The organism is Sphingobacterium sp. HJSM2_6 (assembly GCF_049316305.1).
Classification (GTDB): Bacteria; Bacteroidota; Bacteroidia; order Sphingobacteriales; family Sphingobacteriaceae; genus Sphingobacterium.
Window position 1 is genome coordinate 357,783 of record NZ_JBMOXB010000001.1, and the last position, 23,457, is coordinate 381,239.

Annotated in this window: 20 protein-coding genes; 6 read left to right on the forward strand and 14 right to left on the reverse strand. The window is 36.2% G+C overall.

Going from position 1 to position 23,457, the window contains the following annotated elements; translation table 11 throughout:
• Positions 1 to 2: 2 nt before the first annotated feature.
• The 4 genes from ACFRAE_RS01500 to folB all read right to left on the reverse strand — a co-directional run bounded on the left by ACFRAE_RS01500 (position 3) and on the right by folB (position 3,203).
• The gene (locus tag ACFRAE_RS01500) at positions 3 to 1,385 is read right to left on the reverse strand and encodes a TolC family protein (RefSeq protein WP_422795342.1); all 1,383 of its coding nucleotides are present in this window, start codon (positions 1,383 to 1,385) and stop codon (positions 3 to 5) included.
• 10 nt (positions 1,386 to 1,395) lie between these two features.
• Positions 1,396 to 2,034 carry a TetR/AcrR family transcriptional regulator gene (locus tag ACFRAE_RS01505; RefSeq protein ID WP_422795343.1) on the reverse strand — a complete coding sequence of 213 codons (639 nt, stop codon included), beginning with the start codon at positions 2,032 to 2,034 and terminating at the stop codon, positions 1,396 to 1,398.
• A gap of 152 nt (positions 2,035 to 2,186) precedes the next feature.
• Positions 2,187 to 2,630 carry an Hsp20/alpha crystallin family protein gene (locus tag ACFRAE_RS01510; protein ID WP_422795344.1) on the reverse strand — a complete coding sequence of 148 codons (444 nt, stop codon included), beginning with the start codon at positions 2,628 to 2,630 and terminating at the stop codon, positions 2,187 to 2,189.
• Positions 2,631 to 2,834: 204 nt separating this feature from the next.
• Positions 2,835 to 3,203, reverse strand: coding sequence for a dihydroneopterin aldolase (gene folB / locus ACFRAE_RS01515; protein WP_422795345.1), 369 nt, complete (start codon positions 3,201 to 3,203; stop codon positions 2,835 to 2,837).
• Positions 3,204 to 3,279: 76 nt separating this feature from the next.
• On the opposite strand from folB, the gene ACFRAE_RS01520 reads away from it, so the two are divergent.
• Positions 3,280 to 4,014, forward strand: a complete 735-nt coding sequence (locus tag ACFRAE_RS01520) for a 3-keto-disaccharide hydrolase (RefSeq protein ID WP_422795346.1) — start codon at positions 3,280 to 3,282, stop codon at positions 4,012 to 4,014.
• 209 nt (positions 4,015 to 4,223) lie between these two features.
• On the opposite strand, the gene ACFRAE_RS01525 is transcribed toward ACFRAE_RS01520, so the two are convergent.
• The 3 genes from ACFRAE_RS01525 to ACFRAE_RS01535 form a co-directional block, all read right to left on the reverse strand.
• Positions 4,224 to 5,732, reverse strand: coding sequence for a GNAT family N-acetyltransferase (locus ACFRAE_RS01525; RefSeq protein ID WP_422795347.1), 1,509 nt, complete (start codon positions 5,730 to 5,732; stop codon positions 4,224 to 4,226).
• A gap of 377 nt (positions 5,733 to 6,109) precedes the next feature.
• The gene (locus tag ACFRAE_RS01530; protein WP_422795348.1) at positions 6,110 to 6,430 is read right to left on the reverse strand and encodes a DUF3467 domain-containing protein; all 321 of its coding nucleotides are present in this window, start codon (positions 6,428 to 6,430) and stop codon (positions 6,110 to 6,112) included.
• Positions 6,431 to 6,451: 21 nt separating this feature from the next.
• Positions 6,452 to 7,567 carry a M42 family metallopeptidase gene (locus tag ACFRAE_RS01535; RefSeq protein ID WP_422795349.1) on the reverse strand — a complete coding sequence of 372 codons (1,116 nt, stop codon included), beginning with the start codon at positions 7,565 to 7,567 and terminating at the stop codon, positions 6,452 to 6,454.
• Positions 7,568 to 7,659: 92 nt separating this feature from the next.
• Here ACFRAE_RS01535 and lgt point away from each other — a divergent pair, with 92 nt between their 5' ends.
• Positions 7,660 to 8,487, forward strand: a complete 828-nt coding sequence (gene lgt, locus ACFRAE_RS01540; protein WP_422795350.1) for a prolipoprotein diacylglyceryl transferase — start codon at positions 7,660 to 7,662, stop codon at positions 8,485 to 8,487.
• Positions 8,488 to 8,535: 48 nt separating this feature from the next.
• Positions 8,536 to 9,735: a multidrug effflux MFS transporter gene (locus ACFRAE_RS01545; protein ID WP_422795351.1), complete on the forward strand. Its 1,200-nt coding sequence runs from the start codon at positions 8,536 to 8,538 to the stop codon at positions 9,733 to 9,735.
• A gap of 94 nt (positions 9,736 to 9,829) precedes the next feature.
• Here the strand turns inward: ACFRAE_RS01545 and aroQ are convergent, their stop codons facing one another.
• Both aroQ and ACFRAE_RS01555 read right to left on the reverse strand, forming a co-directional pair.
• Entirely contained in the window at positions 9,830 to 10,249 is a 420-nt protein-coding gene (gene aroQ / locus ACFRAE_RS01550) for a type II 3-dehydroquinate dehydratase (RefSeq protein WP_422795352.1), read from the reverse strand.
• 33 nt (positions 10,250 to 10,282) lie between these two features.
• The gene (locus ACFRAE_RS01555; RefSeq protein ID WP_422795353.1) at positions 10,283 to 11,923 is read right to left on the reverse strand and encodes a gliding motility protein RemB; all 1,641 of its coding nucleotides are present in this window, start codon (positions 11,921 to 11,923) and stop codon (positions 10,283 to 10,285) included.
• Positions 11,924 to 12,127: 204 nt separating this feature from the next.
• Here ACFRAE_RS01555 and ACFRAE_RS01560 point away from each other — a divergent pair, with 204 nt between their 5' ends.
• A complete protein-coding gene (locus tag ACFRAE_RS01560) occupies positions 12,128 to 13,546 on the forward strand; it encodes a glycoside hydrolase family 125 protein (RefSeq protein ID WP_422795354.1) in 1,419 nt (472 codons plus the stop codon).
• Between the two features lie 101 nt (positions 13,547 to 13,647).
• Here ACFRAE_RS01560 and ACFRAE_RS01565 read toward each other — a convergent pair whose 3' ends face one another.
• Positions 13,648 to 14,493, reverse strand: a complete 846-nt coding sequence (locus ACFRAE_RS01565) for a hypothetical protein (protein ID WP_422795355.1) — start codon at positions 14,491 to 14,493, stop codon at positions 13,648 to 13,650.
• Positions 14,494 to 14,754: 261 nt separating this feature from the next.
• Here ACFRAE_RS01565 and murI point away from each other — a divergent pair, with 261 nt between their 5' ends.
• Entirely contained in the window at positions 14,755 to 15,576 is an 822-nt protein-coding gene (gene murI / locus ACFRAE_RS01570) for a glutamate racemase (RefSeq protein WP_422795356.1), read from the forward strand.
• A gap of 103 nt (positions 15,577 to 15,679) precedes the next feature.
• Entirely contained in the window at positions 15,680 to 16,462 is a 783-nt protein-coding gene (locus ACFRAE_RS01575; RefSeq protein ID WP_422795357.1) for a carboxypeptidase-like regulatory domain-containing protein, read from the forward strand.
• A gap of 29 nt (positions 16,463 to 16,491) precedes the next feature.
• Here ACFRAE_RS01575 and ACFRAE_RS01580 read toward each other — a convergent pair whose 3' ends face one another.
• The 4 genes from ACFRAE_RS01580 to ACFRAE_RS01595 form a co-directional block, all read right to left on the reverse strand.
• Positions 16,492 to 16,914, reverse strand: coding sequence for a SufE family protein (locus ACFRAE_RS01580; RefSeq protein WP_422795358.1), 423 nt, complete (start codon positions 16,912 to 16,914; stop codon positions 16,492 to 16,494).
• A gap of 6 nt (positions 16,915 to 16,920) precedes the next feature.
• Positions 16,921 to 18,144: a SufS family cysteine desulfurase gene (locus ACFRAE_RS01585; RefSeq protein ID WP_422795359.1), complete on the reverse strand. Its 1,224-nt coding sequence runs from the start codon at positions 18,142 to 18,144 to the stop codon at positions 16,921 to 16,923.
• Between the two features lie 214 nt (positions 18,145 to 18,358).
• Positions 18,359 to 20,008: a RagB/SusD family nutrient uptake outer membrane protein gene (locus ACFRAE_RS01590; protein ID WP_422795360.1), complete on the reverse strand. Its 1,650-nt coding sequence runs from the start codon at positions 20,006 to 20,008 to the stop codon at positions 18,359 to 18,361.
• Positions 20,009 to 20,076: 68 nt separating this feature from the next.
• Positions 20,077 to 23,343 carry a SusC/RagA family TonB-linked outer membrane protein gene (locus tag ACFRAE_RS01595; RefSeq protein WP_422795361.1) on the reverse strand — a complete coding sequence of 1,089 codons (3,267 nt, stop codon included), beginning with the start codon at positions 23,341 to 23,343 and terminating at the stop codon, positions 20,077 to 20,079.
• Positions 23,344 to 23,457: the final 114 nt, after the last annotated feature.

The following is a 23,457-nucleotide window of genomic DNA, read 5'->3' on the forward strand; positions in this document are numbered from 1 at the left end:
ATTTACTGTATTGGAAAAGTTGCTTGTTCTCTTTCTAATTTGGCTTGTGCTGCCAATAATTTATAGGCAGCAATGTTTAAGCTCATTTTTGCTTGCGTCAATTGGGTTCTTGCATCGATAGTTTCCAAATAGGTATTGACTCCTTCATTAAACCCACGAACAATTAACCGTTGGTAAGTAGAAGCTGCATCCACTTGAATTTGGGTACTCTTAAAATTCTTATGCATGGCTTCGAGTTCATTCTTAGCCATTTGTTCTGAAAATTCCAATTGTTGCTGTACTTGCGAGAGCTTATTTGTTGATTCGGCAACCGTTAAGAGCTGCTCTTGAATTTTCAATTTATTACGATTGCCCTCAAATATTGGGAATTTCAATTGTGCACCGACCATGACATAGGGAGATCGACTGTGCAGGCGCATACCCTCCGATTGAGCACCTACATCTAAAAAGGCATTTAACTTTGGGACATAAACCTGCTTACTCATTTGTACTAGGGTTTCTTGTATTTCGATGGTTTTAGTTAAGGATTGTATCTCCTCGCGTTCAGCAATTTTTGAAAAAGATACGTCAGCCAATTGTTCTGCGCGCTCTACCGGATTTGGGGCCACTTTTATTTCCGTATCTGCCCTTCGATTCAACAGCATGTTAAAATAGCTCCTTGCATTTTTTATTTGTTGCTCGGCTTCCACCAGTTTAGATTCATGCTGTGCTATTTCAGCATTTGCTCGAATTACATAGGCCGGTAAACCCTTGCCTGCCTCCAGCAGTTTTTCATTCACCCGCCTGCCTTCCTTCGCTAATTCAAGTGCATTGCCGTAAATTTCATGCAATTCAATAGCACTTAAGTAATTATAATAGGCAATCTTTATATCCTTAACCAATTCACGCTTATAACGCATCACTTCTTGTTGTGAAAGTATTAGCATTCCTTCTTGTATACGCTTCTGATGTTTGATGTCGGTATTTAGCAGTGGTATGCTGGTTCTAACTTTTGCATCATAATAATGTTTTGGCAAGAAATTGATTTGTTCATTAGTTATTTGAGGAAAGGATTGACTATTGGTGAGCTGATTTAAAGTCGTGTAAATCGGATTTATGAGATCACCTATCGGTAAATTTATAGATCGACCTCCTTCGGCATGGGTATACATTACATCAGCAGTTATTTGCGGTAAGTAATAGGATCTAGCTACTGCTAATCCATTGAGTGCCTTCTCCATACTTATATTTTTCTCTAACACGACTAAATTACTATCTAAGCCATGTTGAATATAAGCCCTGAGCAGATCATCTTGCGCTTTACTAAGGGTAGGAACCATGCTGATAACAACAAGCAAAAACAGGTAAGAGGCAGCTTTAAAATTTATTAACACTGTTAAGTTCATAGCAAAAAAATTATTTCTTCCCTTCTAAAAAGGAAACGTATACGTCAAAAATAGCATCAAGTAATTGTTCAGGAACTACTGGCATCTCTTTTATATCCACAATTTTTAATAAATGTTTAGTGATGGCTAATGTCGCTAATCCGTGTACGGAACTCCAAGCTTGCAGCGCAACCATCTCGTAAGCTTGGTCTTTGAAATATCCCTTACCTTGACATTCCTGAATGGTACCTTCTAAAAATTCAAAAACACGCTCTCCTTCTGGCCAATCTTGATCTACACAATGATTCTCCAGGTATTGAAATGGCTCTGACATCAAAAACATAACTGCGTAATATTCTGGATTTTGAACAGCAAAATCAATGTAATTTTTACCTAAGGCTTTTAATCGTTCGAAAGGATCTTCCACAACGGCTAAGGGTAAAAATCGATTCCTTAGCATGATAAAACCAGCCTGATGCAAAGCATAAAAAATATCGTTCTTATCTTTAAAATATAGGTATATCGTCGTTGGGCTATAACCTATTGCTTTTGCTATTCGGCGAATGCTCGTCGCCTGATAGCCATCTTCTGAAAACAACTTTTTTGCTGCTTCGATGATCACTTGACGCAGGTCAACCTTATGCTGTTCTTTTTTACTTTTAGTATTCATGGCAAAATAAAATTACTTAACACTGTTAAGTAATAAAAACAATAAATTACTTTCAGACAATAATATGACAATTCTGATGTGAATATAATTTTTGTTCAAAAAAAAATGGGCAGTGCCTAAACACTGCCCACATCAACTAACCACAATTAATCCTATTTAACCTCTATTAATCTTTTCGCTATAATAGCTTCTTCTTTTTTACCAATTTTTATGGCAAGCACACCATCTTCGTAACTCGCATCAATACTTGCATAATCTACTACCTCTGGCAAAGTAAAAGATCTTGAAAAAGAGGTATAGCTAAATTCTTTTTTGCTATACACTTTAGTATCTTCTGTTTGCTCTTCTTTCTTTTCTACAGAAATAGACATGATGTTTTTGTCTACATTAATTTTGAAATCAGATTTTTTTAATCCTGGTGCTGCTAATTCTATACTAAAACCTTCGACACTTTCCGTAATATTCACTGCAGGAACTCGAGTTACTAAACGATCACTAATGAACGTTTCGTTAAATAAGTTGTCAAATACATTGTTAACAAATGGATTTACCGCATCTGTATTATACGATTTTCCAGGTAATTTTAATAGTGCCATATTTTCCTTCTTTAATAATTTTTAAAACTAATTTTTTCTATTGTTAGTAATCTCTATTCAATCCATGTACCAAACAAGAATACAAAAGATTGTAAGACATATTGTCATTAAAAACAATTACAATACAGACAAAATGTCTTGTAATACAGCAAACAAACTGATTTATTGACAGTTATATAAAACAAAAAAGAAAAAAAAGACTTGTTAATTTCTTTGAAAATGAAGGGAAACAACAGAATTCGCTAAATCTCCCCCAAAAGGAGGATTTACTTTGCGTATAGTTACATCAATGAGATCGACAAAAGCATATTCTTCTAATACTCGATTTAATATATCTTCTGCAGCTGATTCCAGTAATTTGCGTTTAGGACTCATGACCTCCAAAAGAATTCTATACAATTCCTCGTAATTAATGGTGTTGTTTAAGTCTTCCGTGTCTGGATTTTTAAACGGAAAACTAACAGCTATAGAAACAAAAAATTCATTTCCTAAGATTTGTTCTTCATCATAAAACCCAATAGGTGAGTAAAATCGAACTTGATCTAGTGCTATTTTTTGAGTTATTTCTGCCATTGGAATTAAAGTATTCAGATTTTATGATATTAAAAATAAGGAATATTCTTATATTAACACAATTAATCTTAAACCAATGAAAAGACAATTTATTTTGATTGCACTATTGGGTGTTGCAGGAATGGCAAGTGCTCAAACCAAATTTCAACCTCAAGACACTGAATTTTACGAACCTGTACCTCGTGTAGTCAGCACGAAAGCAAACGCAGCACCAAGTGATGCGATCGTGTTATTTGATGGAACAAACTTAAATGCTTGGGTGAGTGATAAAGATGGCAGCACAAGTCCTCAATGGACCATTGCAAACAATACCTTTACGGTTAAACCTGGCACTGGTGGAATTCAAACTAAACAAACATTTGAAGACTTCCAATTGCATATAGAGTGGAAAAGCCCAGAGCTGATTAAAGGCGAAGGCCAAGGAAGAGGAAATTCCGGATTATTCTTACAAGGAATTTACGAATTGCAAATCTTAGATAATAACAATAATAAAACTTACACCAATGGACAGGCTGGAAGTATTTACAAACAAAGACCTCCTTTGGTAGAAGCTAGAAAAGCTGCTGGCGAATGGCATACTTATGACATCGTGTACACAGCTCCTCGCTTTAATAAGGATGGACACTTAATCAAAAAAGGAACCGTAACGGTGCTTCACAATGGGGTATTAGTTCAAAACAATACAGAACTGGAGGGTACGACCGAATTCATTGGATTACCTAAAATGAAAGCACACGGTGCAGGCCCTATCGGCTTACAAGACCATGGAGATTTAGTCTCTTTCCGAAATATATGGATAAGACCACTTTAACATAAAGCATAAAAAGAAGACCTAGATTCGTTTAGGTAGTGCATAAAACTACTGAGTAACTGAAGTGTAATAATCAATTTTGATTTACCTGCTAATGGTGAACAATCAATACCCAATTCACCATTAAAATCATTTACTCAGTGGTTATATAGGTCCTGAAGTATTTTAAGGATCATCAGCCTCCCAATTCAGCGCTAAGCGCTAACAGATTATTTAAGCAATTTCACTTCATACAAATCTTTTCTACGATCCTGTAGAATTTTTACAGTTCCATACTCATGCAGGTCGCGCAAGGCATACAAGTCTACGTCGGCAATCAGTACCATCTCCGTATTGGGCGTGGCTTCGGCTTTGATGGCATTATTTGGAAAGGCAAAATCCGATGGTGTAAATACGGCCGATTGCGAATATTGGATATCCATATTATTCACACGGGGCAAATTACCTACAGAACCTGCAATAGCCACATAACATTCATTTTCTATCGCTCGGGCTTGGGCACAACTGCGTACACGGATATACCCATTTTGAGTATCCGTCATGTAGGGCACAAATAATATCTGCATGCCCTGGTCGGCTAATATTCTACCTAATTCTGGAAACTCCACATCGTAACATATTAACAGGCCTACTTTACCGCAATCTGTATCGAAAACTTTTACCTCACTCCCCCCAACTAATCCGTAATATTTATATTCATTGGGTGTAATGTGAATTTTCTTAAAAAAATCTAAACTGCCATTTCTGTGGCATAAATAACTCACATTGTACAGCTTCCCTCGCTCCATCAAAGGCATAGAACCCGCAATAATATTCACATTATACGATACCGCAAATTGTTGAATGCGCTCGATAATATCTTTGCTATGCTCAGCGAGTTTCTCCATAGCCAAGCGCTCAGGCAACTCATTATATGGACTCATTAATGGGGTATTAAAGAATTCAGGAAACATGATAAAATCAGCACCGTAATCACTCACGGAATCCACAAAAAATTCCACCTGATCATAAAATTCCTGCAAATCTTTGAAAGACCGCATCTGCCACTGCACTAAACCCAATCGAATCGTTTGTTTGGATGCAGAATACGATTTTGCGGAGGGTTCATAATAAATATTTAACCATTCTAACAAAGTCGCAACCTCCATGGATTCATTGTCTTCAGGCAAATAATTTTTAATGATTTTTTTGACGTGAAAATCATTGGACAATTGAAAAGTTAATGTTGGATCGTATATTTCCTTTCTTTTCACTTTTTCAATATAAGTACGCGGAGTCATTTGCTCCGAATAATTATGATAATTAGGAATTCTTCCTCCAGCAATGATTCTTTGCAAATTCATTTGCTCGCATAGTTCTTTTCGAGCATCATAAAGCCGACGGCCCAAACGCAAAGACCGAAAATCCGGATGCACAAAAACTTCTATGCCATACAAGGTATCGCCATCATCATCGTGTTTATTAAATTTGCCATCGTCGATAATGGCGTAGTATTTATCGTAAATATTGGTTTTTTGAGAATTCAATATTAAAGAAAGCGCACATGCCACCACTTTACCATCCACTTCTACAGCAATCTGACCATCCGGAAATATATCAACTAAATCCACGATATTTTCTTTCGTCCAAACATCTCCTAAACCATGATACGCCTCAGCCATAGAGGTTTTTAAATCCTTATAATCTTTCTTACTAAGATTTCTTACTTTAATATCCATAATTTTCAATTTTGATAAAATCCTTATTTCAACAGGCTAATAGCATAACTAAATCAAATCCCATTCCAAGATTGAACTTCTGATAAATCCTCACCTTTTTTCGAGTTAAGAATTAATTTTACCGCTTTTGATAGGGATTTTACAGGGATTTTATAGGGATTTCATTCGAATGCATACGCTTGAAATCTGTAAAAGATCCGAAGAAGATCCAAAGGAGATCCGTAGGAGATCTATATCAATGACAAGCCTTTTGAATACTGACAGTCCTAAAAGCTGGAGTTCAACAGGGGAACTGAAGAGGCTTATACCATGAGGACTAAACAAAAAAGCAGGACTAAATTAGTCCTGCTTTATCTATTTTTATAAAAGTAAGCGGCTTATGCCTCGCCTTTTGCTCCTCCAAAATTCATTGGAAAAGGAAAGTCTTTCGTACTGATAGTGCCATTAATACTTTCAAATCGATTGATATTGTCCTGTAATGCTTTCATTAATTGTTTCGCATGTTCAGGAGTCAATATAATACGTGATTTCACTTTGGCTTTGTTTATTCCAGGCATCAACCGTATAAAATCAACCACAAACTCGGTATGTGAATGCGTAATAATAGCTAGGTTGGAATATATCCCTTCTGCAATTTCCTCCGTTAATTCTATACTGATTTCTTGACCGTCAGGATTATTTAAATTATTGTTATCCATTGTTTTTTAATTTCTAATTCTTTATTTACTAAATGTTCTAAAATCTTGCCCATCTTGAATGGATAAAACCATTTCATAAATGAGTTTGATGACATTATCGACATCTTCCTTATGAATCATCTCGACTGTGGTGTGCATGTATCGCAAAGGTAAAGATATTAACGCAGATGGCACCCCACCATTGGAATAAGCAAAAGCATCTGTATCTGTTCCAGTAAATCTGGATGAGGCCTGACGTTGGATAGGGATATTATTTTTTTGCGCTACTTCGATAAGTTGACGATTAAGATTGATTTGAACGGCCGGTGCATAAGACACCACCGGTCCTTTTCCACAGGCTAAATCACCTTGGGTAATTTTATTGATCATTGGTGTATTCGTATCGTGTGTTACATCGGTTACGATTGCAACATTGGGTTTGATAAATTGGGAAATCATCTCTGCACCACGCAAGCCGATTTCTTCTTGTACAGAATTCACGATGTACAAACCAAAAGGTAATTTCTTTTTATTCTCTTTTAATAAACGAGCGACCTCAGCGATCATAAAACCCCCAGCTCGATTATCCATTGCTCGACCTACATAATACCGATCGTTCAACAACATAAATTCATCCTCATAGGTAATCACACAACCTACATGTATACCTAACTCTTCCACTTCTTCTTTCGAAGTACAGCCGCAATCTAGAAAGATGTTTTTTAAAGTTGGTGACTCTTCTTTTTCACCAGAACGCGTATGAATAGCTGGCCAACCAAATACTGCCTTTACAATCCCTTTATCGGTATGGATATTCACACGCTTTGAGGGAGCAATTTGATGGTCAGAACCGCCATTTCGGATCACATATATCAACCCATCTTTACTAATATAATTGACGTACCACGATATTTCATCGGCATGTGCCTCAATAACGACGCGGTATTTAGCCTCTGGGTTTATGATACCCACTGCAGTACCATAATGATCAATGTAAGTATCGTCCACATATGGTTTTAAATAATCCAACCACAAGCGCTGACCCGCCCATTCATATCCTGTTGGGGAAGGGTTATTTATATATTTCTCAAAAAAAGCCAAAGAATCTGCTGTGACTATCCCCGCTTTTGGTTCTTCTGTTTTGGTCTTTTTAGCCATAATTACAAATTAAGTTTGCAAAATAAGTATTTCTTGAATTATGGCAAAAATAAAAACCGAAACCTTATATTTACTGCACATATTTACACTCTATGTTCGAAATTTTAAACTTTATTACTTGGAATCCAAAACCTGAAATTTTTGAAATTGGTTCTTTTGGAATTCGATATTATTCCATCTGTTGGTTACTCGCTTTTATGTTTTCCTATATTATTATGCTTAATGTATTTAAACGGGAAGGGAAATCGCAGGAATTATTAGATAAATTAACGATTTATATTTTTATAGGCACATTAATAGGTGCTCGGTTAGGGCATTGTTTCTTTTACGATTGGGCGTATTATCGTGAACATTTTGTGGAAATTTTTGTTCCCTTCCAAAAAATTAATAACGATTGGAAATTAACAGGGTTTACAGGCCTTGCCAGTCATGGTGGAGCCATCGGTATATTAATTGCATTATGGTATTTTGCAAAGAATACTAAAACAAATTTTATTTGGATTGCAGATCGCTTAGTACTTACTGTACCAGTAGCAGGTGCATTTATTCGTATTGGTAATTTCTTCAATTCGGAGATGATAGGAAGCCCTTCAAATCTACCTTGGGCCATCATTTTTCAACAAGAAGATAATCTCCCTAGACATCCTGCACAATTGTATGAAGCTCTTGCCTATATTGTTATATTCGTCATCCTTTGGATTATGTATCAAAAAAACAAAAATCCGAAACCTGGCAAGTTGTTCGGTCTGTTTTTTATATTATTATTCAGTGCGCGATTCTTTATTGAATTCATCAAACTTGATCAGGTAGATTTTGAAAATGGCATGTTTCTCAATATGGGACAATTATTAAGTATTCCGTTTATTCTGGCAGGAATCTTTCTGCTGTTTAGAAAAACAAATGAACAAGTTAAAAAATAAAATATGCAGCCCTACCGTATGGTAGGGCTTTTTTAATACCAATAATCGATGAAGAAACTAAAAGAAAACAGGAAAGTGACCTTACTCCTATTAGGTTTATTATCTGCCATTGGGCCATTTTCTATCGATTTATATCTACCGGCTTTTGAAGTAATAGCCGTAGATTTTAACACCTCTATTGAAAAGGTGCAATTTACATTAACCAGTTACTTTATCGGTATCGCATTGGGACAACTTGTGTATGGCCCACTTCTAGACCGATTTGGCAGAAAAAAACCGCTACTGGTAGGCTTAGGCATTTACATCGTTGCATCTGCACTATGTATTTTCACTAGAGATATTAATCATTTGATTGCGCTTCGGTTTTTACAGGCTATTGGTTCCTGTGGTGGTATGGTGGGCGCTCGAGCTATGGTTACAGATTATTACAACAGTCGAGAAGCAGCGAGGGTATTCAGTTTGTTAATGTTAGTGATAGGTATTTCGCCCATACTTGCTCCAAGTATTGGTGCATTTATGTTAAGCCATGTGGATTGGCATTACATCTTTCTATTCTTAACGATCCTAGCAATCATCATTTTCCTAGGAACGCAGTTCTTTCTTCCTGAAAGTAATCCAGGCAATAAATCGTTTTCACTAGCACCTAAAGCAATAATGAAAAGCTTTTGGTCTGTACTAATCAATAAAACGTTTATATCCTACACAATCATTGGATCTATCGCCTCTTCTGCTACCTATGCTTATTTGGCAGGTTCGCCCTACCTGATGCAACAGTATTTCGGATTAACGAAAGGAGAATATGGGCTTGCTTTTGCTTTTGTTGCTTCGGCCATGATTATTGCTACGCAATTAAATCGATGGCTTTTAAAACGATGGACAAGTCCGCAGATTAGTTTTCTTGCGAATCTTTGGCAGGCTTTCATCGGTATAATCATGATCATGGTACTTGCTACTGGCAATCTTCAAATTTGGAACATGATTCTTTTAATTTTTTGTTTCTTATTTGGCTATGGGTTTATTTTCCCAAACACTTCTGCTATTGCGATGGCGCCAATGCGCCCCTTAGCTGGCAGTGCCTCTGCACTTTTGGGTTGTATTCAGATGGGTATTGGAGCCTTCGCTTCGGCGATGGTTAGTGTCTTACACAATCAATCTGCCTGGCCTATGATATCCGTTATGAGTACCGCAGCCATAGGTTCATTTATTATTCACTTTTTTATGCGGAAAGTAGTCCTATCAAGGGATTAATAGGTGATACGAAAGGAATTATTCAAGTGGGGATTAAAAAAAGAACAGGTAAACGGAAGTTTACCTGTTCTTTTTTATTTATAGGGTTCATTTTCTATTTCAAAAAGCTTTCTATGGCTAAACGATATCCATCCAATCCAAAGCCTACAATGATTCCTTTACAGTTTTTGGATAAGTAGGAATGTTGTCTAAAAGACTCCCGATTATGCACATTTGAAATATGCACCTCGATCACAGCTGTATTGATCCCAGCGATGGCATCGGCTATGGCGATAGACGTGTGGGTATAGGCTCCTGCATTTAAAATTATTCCATCGTAACTAAATCCTACTTCATGTATTTTATCGATAATTTGGCCCTCAGAATTACTTTGAAAATAGGTTAAATCAAGGCTATCATACCTTGATTTTAATTCTTGGAAATAACTTTCAAAGGATTGATTGCCATAAATACCTTGTTCACGTACACCTAACAAATTTAAGTTAGGTCCATTTAGGATTAATATTTGTTTCATAACATTAAAATAGATCTTAAAGATACTATTATCCTACATATCTCCATAGAAATTACGGAAACTCGAGCGCAAACCTATATTAAAAACTCCTGACTTTTGAGTGGCAGCACCTTCAATCTGTTGATAGCGTTGGGTATAGCCTACTTCAAAACGTAGGTTGTATTTTGGATTTAAGACATAAGCCGCCTTCAAATCAGCGTAATACAGGTTGTTTTCAATTCCCTGACCTATTTTATTGCCATAGCGATTTGGTGCGGTATTATAACTGTGGAAAATATCACCTCCCATATTTATTCTTCCTCCTAAACTATTGGTTGGATCTGTACCATACAAGCTGTACATCCCTTGCAAAGAGAAATCAAATCGATTGTAAGAATAGTTTAACATTCCTATTATTTCTCTAAAATTGGCGCCACGTGGATGTGCTAAAGGTTCTCCACGATTACTGTAATTGGAAATGGATGTAAAGTGCTGATAAGTGTATGGACGTACGAGATTGTATTCGAATAAACCATTTAAATTTTGCACGGCAAATAGATTAAATGCTTTCACACCAAGTTGTGCACCCCATTTGTTATGCTGGTATCCATTGTTTGCAAAGAATTCTTTTGCTGTAAATTCTCCTAACAAAAACTGACCATAAATGGTGGCATTATTCAACACCTTATATTTGGCATTCAAACCTAAGAACATTTTGTCTGGAGAGGAGCGATTGGAGTTTTCAACGGGTCGCAAAAACAATACTGGATTTAAATAATTGAAATCAAATCCCCGATGGCCAGCCTCTGTTTTATTCGCCCATATCACCGATTGAAAGAATCCTATGGAAAAACGATTGGTCACATTATAATCTAAGTATTGAAATGCGCCCCATTTTATTCCATCACCGTAACGATTAAGGGTATTTAACGAGTCAACTCTTGGGTTTCTAGGATCATTCATATAAGCCCAAATGGAGGTGTACTGTACATTTCCTATTTTACCTGTTAATTTTAAATGTGCATAGTTCGATGAAAAATCTGATAACAATACAGAACGGTATCCATCACCTATAAAGTTTTTGTCATACCCTAAGGTCATTTGAAAGTAGTCGCTAAAATCATAGGTTAAATTGGCAGTTGCATACATCCAATCTTTAGTTTTAGCCATATGTTTTTTAGAGGAAGCCTGCCCTGGTACAACCATGCTTTGTTGGATATACTCATCTACATAGTGTGGAAATACGGCTTGATTTTCAAAGAAATTTCCGTAAAACGTAAACTTATCTTGAATAGTCACTCCTGCTTGTACTCCCCTTGTATTGGTCCAAATGCTTCTTTTGTCTTCATGCATCATTTCTTTACCTATCACAAAATCTGGCAATACGTCTAAATAGAAGGTATGATCATCCTTTTCTACCTCTATCAAATGCTCATTGAAAAGCTTACGCATAATCCAATTGTCAGAAGTCGTAGGGTTTAAAGATTGAATAGAATCCATTTTCTCTAACAATCGACCTTTAAATAATACCGGTTTGGAAGAGGTATGGTAGCGGGTTACTGGTGAATACAGTTCCTCATCATATTTTTGATAATGTTGGTAAGAGTATGGTTGGTTTTTCACTTGTGCCTCAAGTTTCCCTATTACTAATAAGAAAAGGACACAGGAAAGAGAATAAGCTATCAATTGATTCATAAAATACGGATTCGAGATGTTTTCGCTATACTAACAAATTTTATTCCTAAAAATACGATTAAGATATTTAAATACAGTACATGTTCGGCATAGGCACCTAATAACAAGTTAAAAAGTAGCTAAAACGTTAATTCTCTGTACTAAAAATCAATATCATTTTGTATCTTGCTTTTAAAATAAACACAAAACCTTTATAAACGCAAAATGAAAAGAAGAACTTTTATACAAAACTCTGCCCTATTAGGTGCAGGAATGTTAGCAAGTAAGTTTTCTCTTGCTAACAGCACAGCAGATTTCCCTGTTGTCCGAACTGTAGAAAAAGACAGACACTTTACCAGTAAATTGGTAGAGGATATGATTAAAGAATTTCAAAAAAATGTTTCTGACAAAGAACTAGGTTGGCTATTTAATAATTGTTTGCCTAATACATTAGATACAACAGTATTTGATGAAAGCAAAGGAGATCGCAAATTAACCTACGTCATCACAGGAGACATCGACGCTATGTGGTTAAGAGATAGTAGTGCCCAAGTTTGGCCTTACTTGCAATTTATGAATAGGGATATTAAATTGAAAAACTTAATCTTGGGATTAATCAATAAACAATCCGAATGTATAAATATTGACCCATACGCGAATGCGTTTTACAATGACCCAACTAAAAAAGGAGAATGGTTTACCGATCATACAACCATGACTCCAGGTATTCATGAAAGAAAATGGGAAATCGACTCGTTATGCTACCCTATTCGCTTAGCGTATCATTACTGGAAAGAAACGAAAGATACTACGCCATTTGATGATGTATGGGTGAAAGCGCAAGAACGCACATTGCAAACATTTATTGAACAACAACGTAAAGACTCTTTAGGACCTTACCGTTTTGAAAGAACGACTGCTAGAGGCTCCGATACCTTACAGGTGGATGGCTATGGTTATCCCGTGAATCCAGTGGGTCTAATAGTGTCTAGTTTCAGACCTTCTGATGACTGTAGTATTTTTCCTTTTTTAATACCTTCAAATTTATTTGCCGTAACTAGTTTAAGACAATCAGCAGAAATTTTAAAAACAGTAAAAAACAATACAGCACTGGCGTCTAAAATGGAAGCTTTAGCAACGGAAGTGGAAGCTGCTATCAATAAATACGGTATTATTGACCATCCTACTCATGGTCGTGTTTATGCTTTTGAAGTGGATGGTTTTGGAAGTTATTTGATGATGGATGATGCCAATGTACCAAGTCTATTAGCATTGCCTTATTTGGGAGCGATCAAGGCTGATGATGAAATATACCAACGGACTAGAGCATACATACTTTCGGATAAGAACCCGTTCTTCTTTAAAGGAAAATTTGCAGAAGGAATTGGTGGTCCGCATATAGGTCGCGATATGATTTGGCCAATGTCTATTATCATGCGTGCATTTACGTCTAAAAACGATGCCGAGATTCGTGAATGCGTTCAAACCTTAAAGAGAACCCATGGTGACACTGGATTTATGCATGAGTCATTCCATAAAGATGATCCTAAAAAGTTCACACGTAAATGGTTTGCATGGACAAATACTTTATTTGGTGAGTTAATGTGGAAACTGTATAAAGAGAAACCACACTTATTGAAATAAACGATCAATAAAAGCCATAGAAAAAGCCTAGTTGCAATAAGTTGATTTACTTATGCGCTAGGCTTTTTTTTACAAACGTATAAAATTAAAAGAGTCTTTTTTTATTTTCTAGGTTCGGCGACAATCCAATAATAATGATCATCGCTATTATCCGGATTTCGGTGTTCTAAGAGTGCAATAGTTGATTTTTGTGTCTCCCATACAGCAAGAGGTTGCACCCCTGTAGACAACTTATAATTAAAGTTAGCTTTAAATCTTTTAATCAATGCTTCATCAATAGCATTAGTGTTTTTAGCCTCTGCTTTTGCAAGCCCATACAAACTACTGATATATTCCTTTAAAAATAGCTTTGAACGTTCCGCACGATTACCTCGATTTTCTTGAATAGGTTCTGAGGAAAACTGATAAACCAAAGTCGCTAAAGGACCGTTTTCCGTTTGATAGGTTTTAAGATTTAAACTAAAATCTAAAATATTATTATCGTAAGTGATATAAGAGCTATCTTTAACAGCAGTCCAATTAACTCCTAAAAAGTCATGTTTGTTTACAACTTGAATTTCTAAAGAATCTTGATCAACTTTTTTACCATTTTTAAAACCAGCGATATAAAAAGAATAGGTAGCCGGTTGAATAAAGACTTGACCCTTTTTAGCTAAGAAATTGGATTGAGTGCTTTTTTGAACAAATTCACCTGGAATAACCCAAACTACTGAATCCAATAACTCGGAATACATAAAACTATTCATAGCTGAATTCTTTGGAAACTTTTCAGAAGACAATTCCAATAAACTCATATCAAATAATCCTACTTCATATTTATCAGTAATAGCTTTTATTTTGGGAACATTGTTTTGGATTTCATCCTCATCGAATGCATTATCCTCCACACAGGAAGATAACAAGCCTGTTAAGCATAATAGAATTCCGATATAGCAAATAAATTTCATGGTACTTGGCTCGTTAAATAATGGTTGTACATATAAATCAAAGAATTTGTTAGGATGAAATAAACTCCTTCTTTAGGATAAATCAAAGTTAAATGTATTTTACTAATACTTCAATATAATTTACATATTTATTAATAAATTTCTTAAATAAATCTCAAGTGCCACGTTATTTAGGTCAGCACAACAAATTAAAAACGATTAGCAATTCAAAAGAATAAAACTCATCTTTGTACATTCAAGCGATTTTAACTGTTGAATAACATGCGTAATCAAGAAATAGGACCCATAGGAATATTTGATTCAGGATACGGAGGATTGACTGTATTTAAAGAAATAATTAATCAATTACCAGCATATGATTACATCTATTTGGGTGATAATGCGCGGGTACCCTATGGAACTAGATCTTTTGAAACCGTATATGAGTTCACTAAACAATGTGTCTTTAAATTATTTGATTTAGGTTGCAACTTAGTTATTTTGGCCTGCAATACCGCATCTGCTAAAGCCTTGAGAACCATACAACAACAAGATTTACCGGAAGGAAAGAAGGTTTTGGGCGTGATACGACCGACCTCTGAAGTAGTGAATCAATTCACCAAATCCAACAAAGTAGGTATCTTGGCTACCCCAGGAACTGTGAATTCGCAATCATACGTATTGGAAATCAACAAGTTTCATCCGCAAATAGAAGTATACCAACATGCCTGTCCTTTTTGGGTACCCCTGGTGGAGAATAATGAATTGAATAGCGAAGGAGCCGATTTCTTTGTTCAACAAGATATTCAAGAAATATTAAGTTTATCACCAAACATTGACACCATTTTATTGGCTTGTACCCATTATCCCCTTTTAATACCGCTAATTGAAAAGCATACCCCCAAACATATCAATATCATTTCTCAAGGTAAATTAGTTGCTGATAGCCTGCTTGATTACTTACAAAGACATCCAGAAGTAGAAGAACTATGCAGCAAAAACAAACAACTGAAATTCTACACTACCGATGATCCATTGGATTTCAACCTTAAAGCTGAAATATTTTTTGGAAAAAAGATAGACTCCGCATTCCTTAAAGTATAAGACATTCAGCACAAAACCTTGATATAAATCCTGTTAATTAACGTTAATTAGTATAAAACGATTTAAATTATTTAATATGTTTAGGTTCTTTTAGAAACTATTCATGAGGCTTTACCTATTGTTAATATTTATTTTTTATTCACTTGCGACCAATGCACAAAGCATACTTGGAAAGATTAGAGATATAAGGACGGGTAAATTAATCGTAAATGCCAAGGTGGAAAGTCTAAATCATATGACTTACAGCAACAGCCAAGGAGTATTTAACATTCCGATTCAAAGCCCAATAGACACGATACGCATCTCCTTAGCAGGTTACCATACGAAGGTAATACCCGTAGATTCAGCAAATCACAAGTTAATGCTCATGGTCGATTTAGAAGAAAAAGCCATTGCCATAGAAGCCATCGTTATTGAGAAAAACACTAAAAAAGCAGATTCACTTCAACGGTTAACCGTGCATATTCCGAAAGATAGAAAAATGAACCTAAACGGATTAATAAAAGAACGAGCTAGTTTTTCAGATGCGAATCGATCCAAATTTCTTGCGAATGGAAGTACAGCTACCTTATTCACCATAAACGTATTGGCACTACCAAAACTCTTGGGATTTAAAAAAGAAAAAGCACCCAGTAAAGAACAGGAAATTAACAAAAGACAACAAGACATGGAATGGGTTAGCATCTTCTATAATGTAACATTAATAGAAGAGATTACAGGATTAAAAGCAGAACAAGCACAACTCTTTCAAAATATGTATGCGCCTAGTGCAGAAGAAATTCAGAAAATGTCTGATTATGACATTCGATCCTATATTTCAAAACAATATAAACAGTATTTAAAAGAGAATCCGTCAGGATCGAATCGATTGGAATTAAAAAAATAACGCTGCCTGATAATGGGCAGCGTTATGCTCTATACCTTGGTTTGTAAAGCTATAGCATACAATTTCATTTGTTTGACCATAGCCAATAGGCCATTCGCCCTGGTAGGCGACAAATGTTCTTTTAACCCTATTTCTTCAATAAAATACAAATCATTATCTACGATTTCTTTAGGGCTATGACCAGATAAGACTTTGACCATCAAACTCACCAATCCTTTCGTAATCACCGCATCACTATCCGCCGTAAAAAACAACTTACCATCCTTCAATTCTGGAAATAACCAAACTTTAGATTGACAGCCTTTAATAATGTATTGATCTTGTTTATTCGCTTCATCAATTAAAGGCAGCTCTTTACCCAATTGTATGATGTATTCATACTTTTCCATCCAATCGGTAAAAAATGCAAAATCCTCAATTAATTCGTCTTGTATTTCGTTTATCGTATTCATAGTCTATTATATGAGCATATTAACTGCCCTTTTTACACCTGCCACTAAGGCATCAATTTCTTCTTTGGTATTGTATAAGGCAAAACTTGCGCGAATGGTACCAGGAATACCAAATTGATCCATAACAGGTTGTGCACAGTGATGACCTGTACGAACAGCAATACCCAATTTATCCAGAATCACGCCAACATCATACGGATGAGTTCCATCGATCACGAATGATACTACAGATGATTTTTCCTTGGCAGTTCCAATAATTCTAAGCCCATCAATAGTTAATAATTGTTCCGTAGCATAAGCCAATAGCTCATCTTCATACTTCTTGATATGTTCTAAGCCAATCCCTTGGATAAAGTCAATAGCAGCATCTAATGTAATACCAGCTTCAATATTTGGGGTACCAGCTTCAAACTTAAATGGCAATTCATTGTAGGTCGTTTTTTCAAAAGTCACTTCCTTAATCATATCTCCTCCACCTTGATACGGGGGCATTTGATTTAATAATGCTTCTTTTCCATACAATACACCTACCCCTGTAGGACCATACATTTTGTGTCCAGAGAAAACTAAGAAATCAACATCCAATGCTTGAACATCCATTGGAATATGTTGTATGGCCTGTGCCGCATCGATTAACACTACTGCATGCGAGGCATGAGCTAAGTCAATAATTTCCTTAATGGGATTGATAGTTCCCAATGCATTAGACACATAATTGACAGCCACCAATTTCGTTTTATCATTCAGCAAAGTGCGATACACCTCCATATCCAATTCGCCAGCTTCATTCATAGGGATAACTTTCAAAAAAGCACCCTTATCTTCACAAAGCATTTGCCAAGGAACAATATTTGAATGGTGTTCCATAGCGGATATGATGATTTCATCCCCCGCATGAATAAACGCCTTACCATAGCACTGAGCAACGATATTGATGCTTTCAGTTGTCCCTTTGGTAATAATTACTTCATGATCATGCTGCGCATGAATAAATTCTTGAACCTTTCTACGAGTTACCTCAAAAGCGTCTGTAGATATTTGACTTAAGTAATGCACACCGCGATGAACATTACTATTCATATCACTGTAATAATGTATGATAGCGTCTATGACAGCTTGAGGTTTTTGTGTGGTGGCTCCATTATCCAGATAAACTAAAGGTTTTCCATTCACCTCACGTTTCAATATTGGAAATGCAGCACGTATTGCTTGTATGTCGATGTTATCCAATGCTAATCTTAATTTGTAAAAGTTCTACAAAGTTAATATATAATAAAAACATATCGCTATCCTTCGCGTTATTTAAAAGTAATATTCCAAGAATAGCGATATTACTTGCAAGAACCTACTTACATACATAAAGCAGTTAGAATTATTAAAATGTAAAAAGACCTTTCTTGAAATGACATAACACAGCAAGAAAGGTCTGTAATATCAAATCTTATTAATTGGGTTTCAGATTAGGATTTCGGTCTAATTCCACTTGTGGAATAGGCCAATATTCATTATTCCCATTGAATTTCAAGTTTTTATAAGAATCAATAATCCCCCCTTCAAATGCCGAATAGCTCTCAATAACCTGTTTAGCAATACCCCAACGCACTAAGTCAAAAAAACGATGACCTTCCATAGCCAGTTCCAGTCTTCTTTCGAATCTTACTGCCTGACGTGCATAATCCGCATTAGAAAAATGAGGATAAGGACTAACTAAATAATTAGCAGCAGGGCTTCCATTGGCAGTTTTTTTCGCAGGCAACTTGGAAGCCCTCAATCGAACATCATTCACCAGTTTCAATGCATTATCCAAATTTCCTAACTCCACCTCACATTCTGCAGCCATTAAATACACATCTGCTAACCGAATAATATTTACATCCAGACCAGTAATCTGCGCAGCCCCAGGAACAGATTCAGAAGCAAATAATGAGCGTGGAATCATTGTTTTTATTCCAACAAATGGACCTCCAAAACTTGCTTGTCTAATCCATGAATTCCCTGGCATAATCCCATAATCTAAGTATTCAACACCTTTCCTACCCACATTATAATCCAATCTAGGATCAAAAGAAATAGAAACATCCAATACATAAGAAGGAGCATTAAAATCCGATTTATAAGGGTCATTTCGATAAGATCCATCCAAATAGGGCAATCCAGCCCCATCAACTTTGTACGCATTGACTAAATCAAAGGTGGGCTGATAGAACCCGTAACAACCAACAGCCGAAGTATTATGTATCCCAGCTAACATATCCCCTACATTGCCATTATCACCACTCCCATCCTTATTGATTCCATGTTTAGCTACCACTAACACCTCAGCACCATTCTCTTTTGTGACATCAAAATTATTCCAATATGGCATATCCACAATATTTTTCCCAGCCATAACCTCCTGAAATAACAAAAGAGCTTGAGCATATTTCTTTTGGTATAAATAAAATTTACCTAAATACGCTTTAGCCGCATCCACATGAAATCGACCAGCTTCATTATTGTATTTTTCTTTTGTCAGATTCTCCATAGCAAATTTCATATCAGCTTCAATTTGCGGAAGTATATCTTGATCATTACTAATGGTTTTCGCCTCTTCTTCCGTCGTATTTTCATTTAAAATAGGCAACTTTCTAAATATCCTCCATAAAAAGAAATAATAATGCGCTCTTAACAATCGCACCTCGCCTAAGATTTGCTTCGCTCTAGCTTGCGATAATGTTTTCTTTCCCGATTGATCATTATTAACCATTCGTATGGTATTATTACATCTTAACACACCCTCAAAATACACTTGCCACATGCTGGATAAATTATCGTTTACGCTGGTCGTCAAATAGGTCTCTATATTCATCATTGCAGGTTGATCTGGCCCCTCAGACCCCTTATGTGCATTATCAGAGGCGACCTCTCCAAATAGCCATTGACTCGGTGCCGACGCGTAATTTCCCCATGTGCCACTTACATTACCATTCATAATACTGTATGCACCTAATAATGCCCCTTCAATACCTTCTTTATTTTCTAATTGATTATCACTTAGCTGCCCTTGCGGCAATTTTTGCAAAAACTCTTTGCTACATCCTACGATGAAAAACATAGAAATTAACAACTTTATATATATACTATAATGTTTCATAACCTTGATATATTAACTATAAATATTCATTAAAAACCTAAACTAATTCCCAATAAAAATTGACGGGATTGCGGATAAATCCCAAAGTCAACCCCCAAAGCAGAATAATCCGAAGGAGTCGCTGAAATCTCGGGATCCAATCCTTGATATTTGGTAAAAGTTAATAAGTTAGTCACCCCAGCATATATTCGCATTTTATTAAAGTTTCCTTTATTTTTAAAAAGCTTTTGGGTATTTACATGGTATCCAAGCTGCAGGTTTTTTAATTTCAAAAAACTACCATCTTGTATGTAAAAAGAAGAAGAGGCAACTTCTAATTCATTTAATTTCCCATCTGGCACTATCGTAGGAATATCGCTATTGACATTATTCGGAGACCAAGCATCAAATAATCGAGCGCTTTTAGAACCTTTAAACACGCCAAAATCAGTATAATATCGCGTAGCTTCAAATATGTCATTCCCCTGAGATCCATAAAAGAAAAGGGAAAGATCAAAATTTTTATAATTGGCATTGAAGTTTAGAGAATACACAAAATCAGGGTGCGGACTTCCAATAATCGTCCGGTCAGAAGGATCAATTTTAAGATCATTATTTAAATCTGCATACCTTAGTCCTCCAAGACGAGCACCCTCATAATTAGGGAAATTTTGCAGGTCTGCCTCATTTTTTATCACCCCTTCCACTTGATATCCATAGAAGGCACCAAATTCTTCACCCGCTTTTAATAAGGAAGTTTCCATAGATCGAAAATTTCCATAATTAATTTGCTTTATCCCTGGTGATAAAGCAATTATTTTATTCCTATACGTTGATATAGCGCCTGTTAAATCAAATTTAAAAGGTTTATCTCCTTGACGACCATAATGATATCCCAAGGAAAATTCCACCCCACGATTTCGCATTTCTCCAATATTTTGATAAGGCGCTGTTGCACGTCCTACTGAAGTAGCTGGTAGGGGTACACGAAATAGCATATCCGTAGTAGATTTATTAAACCATTCCAATGAGCCATCCAATAAGCCTTGAAGCAAAGTAAAATCTACTCCAGCATTAAGCGACTCCACTTGTTCCCATTTTATGTTATTATTTGGATAGTTACTTTTCCAAATACCCGTTTTTATATCGCCATCTATCGGATACGATGACTCGGTCAGCGAAACCGAATACCTCGACAAATACTCGTAAGGACTGATACGTTGATTACCCGTCACTCCATAACCAACTCTCAACTTCAAATCTTCGATTAGATTATTATCCTTCAAGAAGTTTTCTTCAGAAATCCGCCATGCAGCACTAATTCCAGGAAATACCCCATACAAGTTATTCGCTCCAAAATTAGAGGAACCATCCCTACGAATTGTACCTCCAACTATATAACGGTCTTTAAAAACATAATCTACCTTAGCCATTAAGGAGAACATCGTTCCATTCGTACCATATCCTCGATTACCAATATTGGAACTACCTGCATCCAAGTAAAAATAATCTAAGCTATTTAAAACAAAATAACCATTCCTACTACCGGTCAAATCCCTATTTTTATTACTTATAGCTTCCGTTCCCAGTAATACGGTAAGTTTGTGGTCTTCACTTATTTTCGGAATATAAGTCAGCGTATTGGTCCAAGTCCAATCCTCGTTATAACCGAAATATTCACTCATCCCATTATTAAAGTTTCCTTCAGAAAACTCCGGATTTGGATAGGTTAGACTTATTCCATTATAGTTTTCATACCTCAATCCGAAACTAGAGCGCAGCGTTAAACCTTCGATGACATCAAATTCACCGAAAACATTGCCAAAGAAATTGTTGGACTTATTCACATTATCTTTTGCACGAAAAGATAGTGCAACTGGATTTTGTCCATTTCCGAGTTCATTCCCATTAGTCCCTGCAAAATTACCGCCTTCATCATATACCGGAACTACATTTTGAATTCGATAAGCAAATCCCAAAACCGACCCTTCCCCTAAGTAATCCCCAGCAATATTTGGATTAACTCCCATACCAAAACCCTTGGTAAAACTATATTGTAGGTTCTCACCAAACCTTAATCGATTATCAAATGCAGAAAACTGGGTATTTGACCGTGCATTATAGCGCTTAAAACCCGTATGGATGACCCCTCCTTTTTGATCCAAATAGCCTCCAGAAAAGGTATATCTTGCAGATTCAGTCCCACCGGATGCACTTAATTGATAAGATTGTACAGGAGCGTTTTGAGTCAATGCTTCAAACCAGTTTGTTCCAGCAACATTTGCTTTCGTAATTTGGTAAAACTCCTCCGGATTGCTGAGGTTATAATTGTATTTACTCATATCAGCATCTGCCGCTGTCACGGCTGAGCCTTTATTTTTTCCAGCGAGCAAATATTCTGTCAAAACATTATTCTTATTGTAAAGCAGGTTTTCCATATCCAAAGCTTCTTGAGGACTCATCATTTTTGGAAATGTACTTTTTACTGGAGATCCGGTACCTGCATAAACATCGACATCGATACTTGTTTTGCCAATCTTACCAGATTTTGTCGTGATAATAACCACCCCATTATTTGCTCTAGCACCGTAAATAGATGCCGCTGAAGCATCTTTTAAAACCTGCATTGATTCAATATCTTGTTGATTTAACCAACTCAGTTTTCCTTCAAATGGAACACCATCAATGACATAAAGGGGTTCATTGTTATTAATGGTGCTATATCCCCTGATTCGAATCTGCGGCGTAGAACCAGGTGCACCATCATTCACGATCTGCACCCCTGAAGCTTTACCTTGCAGTGCTTCCACTGCACTAGCAGCGGGTTGAGATTTTAACTCTTTCACATTCACCACTGCTACCGCACCGGTTAAATCTTTTTTCCGCTGTACATTATAGCCCGTTACTACCACCGTTTCTAAATCTTTACTTTCATCTTCTAAATAAATGACAATGGGCTGATGTACTCCTTTAACTTGGTATTGTTGCTTTACAAACCCAATAAATGTGATTTCTAACAAATCACCTTCCATTGCAGCTATCTCGAAGCCTCCATCTTTATTTGTCAATGTACTGGAATTTTTGCCCTGCACCTTTACCGTAGCGCCATCAATTCCTTTCTGGCTACCTTTCTCCAGCACCTTCCCTTTAATTACCTGTTGACTTTGCCCAAAATATGTGGTATTAACCTCCACCGATACTTCTGTAGCTACTCCTTTATTTCCTAAAGCAGTCATCAGTAGAACGATACCTATCCATAGATATTTAGTGAATTCATGCAGCTTAAAACTGCTTTCAAATCGTGTTTTTTTCATCATTTTTTTGATTTTAAACAATACAAGGCCTAACCGACAAATAGCATCAGTTAATTTTATTAATCTTAACAAAATATTACAAACACACTAATATTGGCTTAGAAGAATGCTATGCTT

What these genes read in the sequence shown, in the direction of transcription:
- ACFRAE_RS01500 (WP_422795342.1), bottom strand. Translation starts at nt 1,385, where the DNA reads ATGAACTTAACAGTGTTAATAAATTTTAAAGCTGCCTCTTACCTGTTT.
- ACFRAE_RS01505 (WP_422795343.1), bottom strand. Translation starts at nt 2,034, where the DNA reads ATGAATACTAAAAGTAAAAAAGAACAGCATAAGGTTGACCTGCGTCAA.
- ACFRAE_RS01510 (WP_422795344.1), bottom strand. Translation starts at nt 2,630, where the DNA reads ATGGCACTATTAAAATTACCTGGAAAATCGTATAATACAGATGCGGTA.
- folB (WP_422795345.1), bottom strand. Translation starts at nt 3,203, where the DNA reads ATGGCAGAAATAACTCAAAAAATAGCACTAGATCAAGTTCGATTTTAC.
- ACFRAE_RS01520 (WP_422795346.1), top strand. Translation starts at nt 3,280, where the DNA reads ATGAAAAGACAATTTATTTTGATTGCACTATTGGGTGTTGCAGGAATG.
- ACFRAE_RS01525 (WP_422795347.1), bottom strand. Translation starts at nt 5,732, where the DNA reads ATGGATATTAAAGTAAGAAATCTTAGTAAGAAAGATTATAAGGATTTA.
- ACFRAE_RS01530 (WP_422795348.1), bottom strand. Translation starts at nt 6,430, where the DNA reads ATGGATAACAATAATTTAAATAATCCTGACGGTCAAGAAATCAGTATA.
- ACFRAE_RS01535 (WP_422795349.1), bottom strand. Translation starts at nt 7,567, where the DNA reads ATGGCTAAAAAGACCAAAACAGAAGAACCAAAAGCGGGGATAGTCACA.
- lgt (WP_422795350.1), top strand. Translation starts at nt 7,660, where the DNA reads ATGTTCGAAATTTTAAACTTTATTACTTGGAATCCAAAACCTGAAATT.
- ACFRAE_RS01545 (WP_422795351.1), top strand. Translation starts at nt 8,536, where the DNA reads ATGAAGAAACTAAAAGAAAACAGGAAAGTGACCTTACTCCTATTAGGT.
- aroQ (WP_422795352.1), bottom strand. Translation starts at nt 10,249, where the DNA reads ATGAAACAAATATTAATCCTAAATGGACCTAACTTAAATTTGTTAGGT.
- ACFRAE_RS01555 (WP_422795353.1), bottom strand. Translation starts at nt 11,923, where the DNA reads ATGAATCAATTGATAGCTTATTCTCTTTCCTGTGTCCTTTTCTTATTA.
- ACFRAE_RS01560 (WP_422795354.1), top strand. Translation starts at nt 12,128, where the DNA reads ATGAAAAGAAGAACTTTTATACAAAACTCTGCCCTATTAGGTGCAGGA.
- ACFRAE_RS01565 (WP_422795355.1), bottom strand. Translation starts at nt 14,493, where the DNA reads ATGAAATTTATTTGCTATATCGGAATTCTATTATGCTTAACAGGCTTG.
- murI (WP_422795356.1), top strand. Translation starts at nt 14,755, where the DNA reads ATGCGTAATCAAGAAATAGGACCCATAGGAATATTTGATTCAGGATAC.
- ACFRAE_RS01575 (WP_422795357.1), top strand. Translation starts at nt 15,680, where the DNA reads ATGAGGCTTTACCTATTGTTAATATTTATTTTTTATTCACTTGCGACC.
- ACFRAE_RS01580 (WP_422795358.1), bottom strand. Translation starts at nt 16,914, where the DNA reads ATGAATACGATAAACGAAATACAAGACGAATTAATTGAGGATTTTGCA.
- ACFRAE_RS01590 (WP_422795360.1), bottom strand. Translation starts at nt 20,008, where the DNA reads ATGTTTTTCATCGTAGGATGTAGCAAAGAGTTTTTGCAAAAATTGCCG.
- ACFRAE_RS01595 (WP_422795361.1), bottom strand. Translation starts at nt 23,343, where the DNA reads ATGATGAAAAAAACACGATTTGAAAGCAGTTTTAAGCTGCATGAATTC.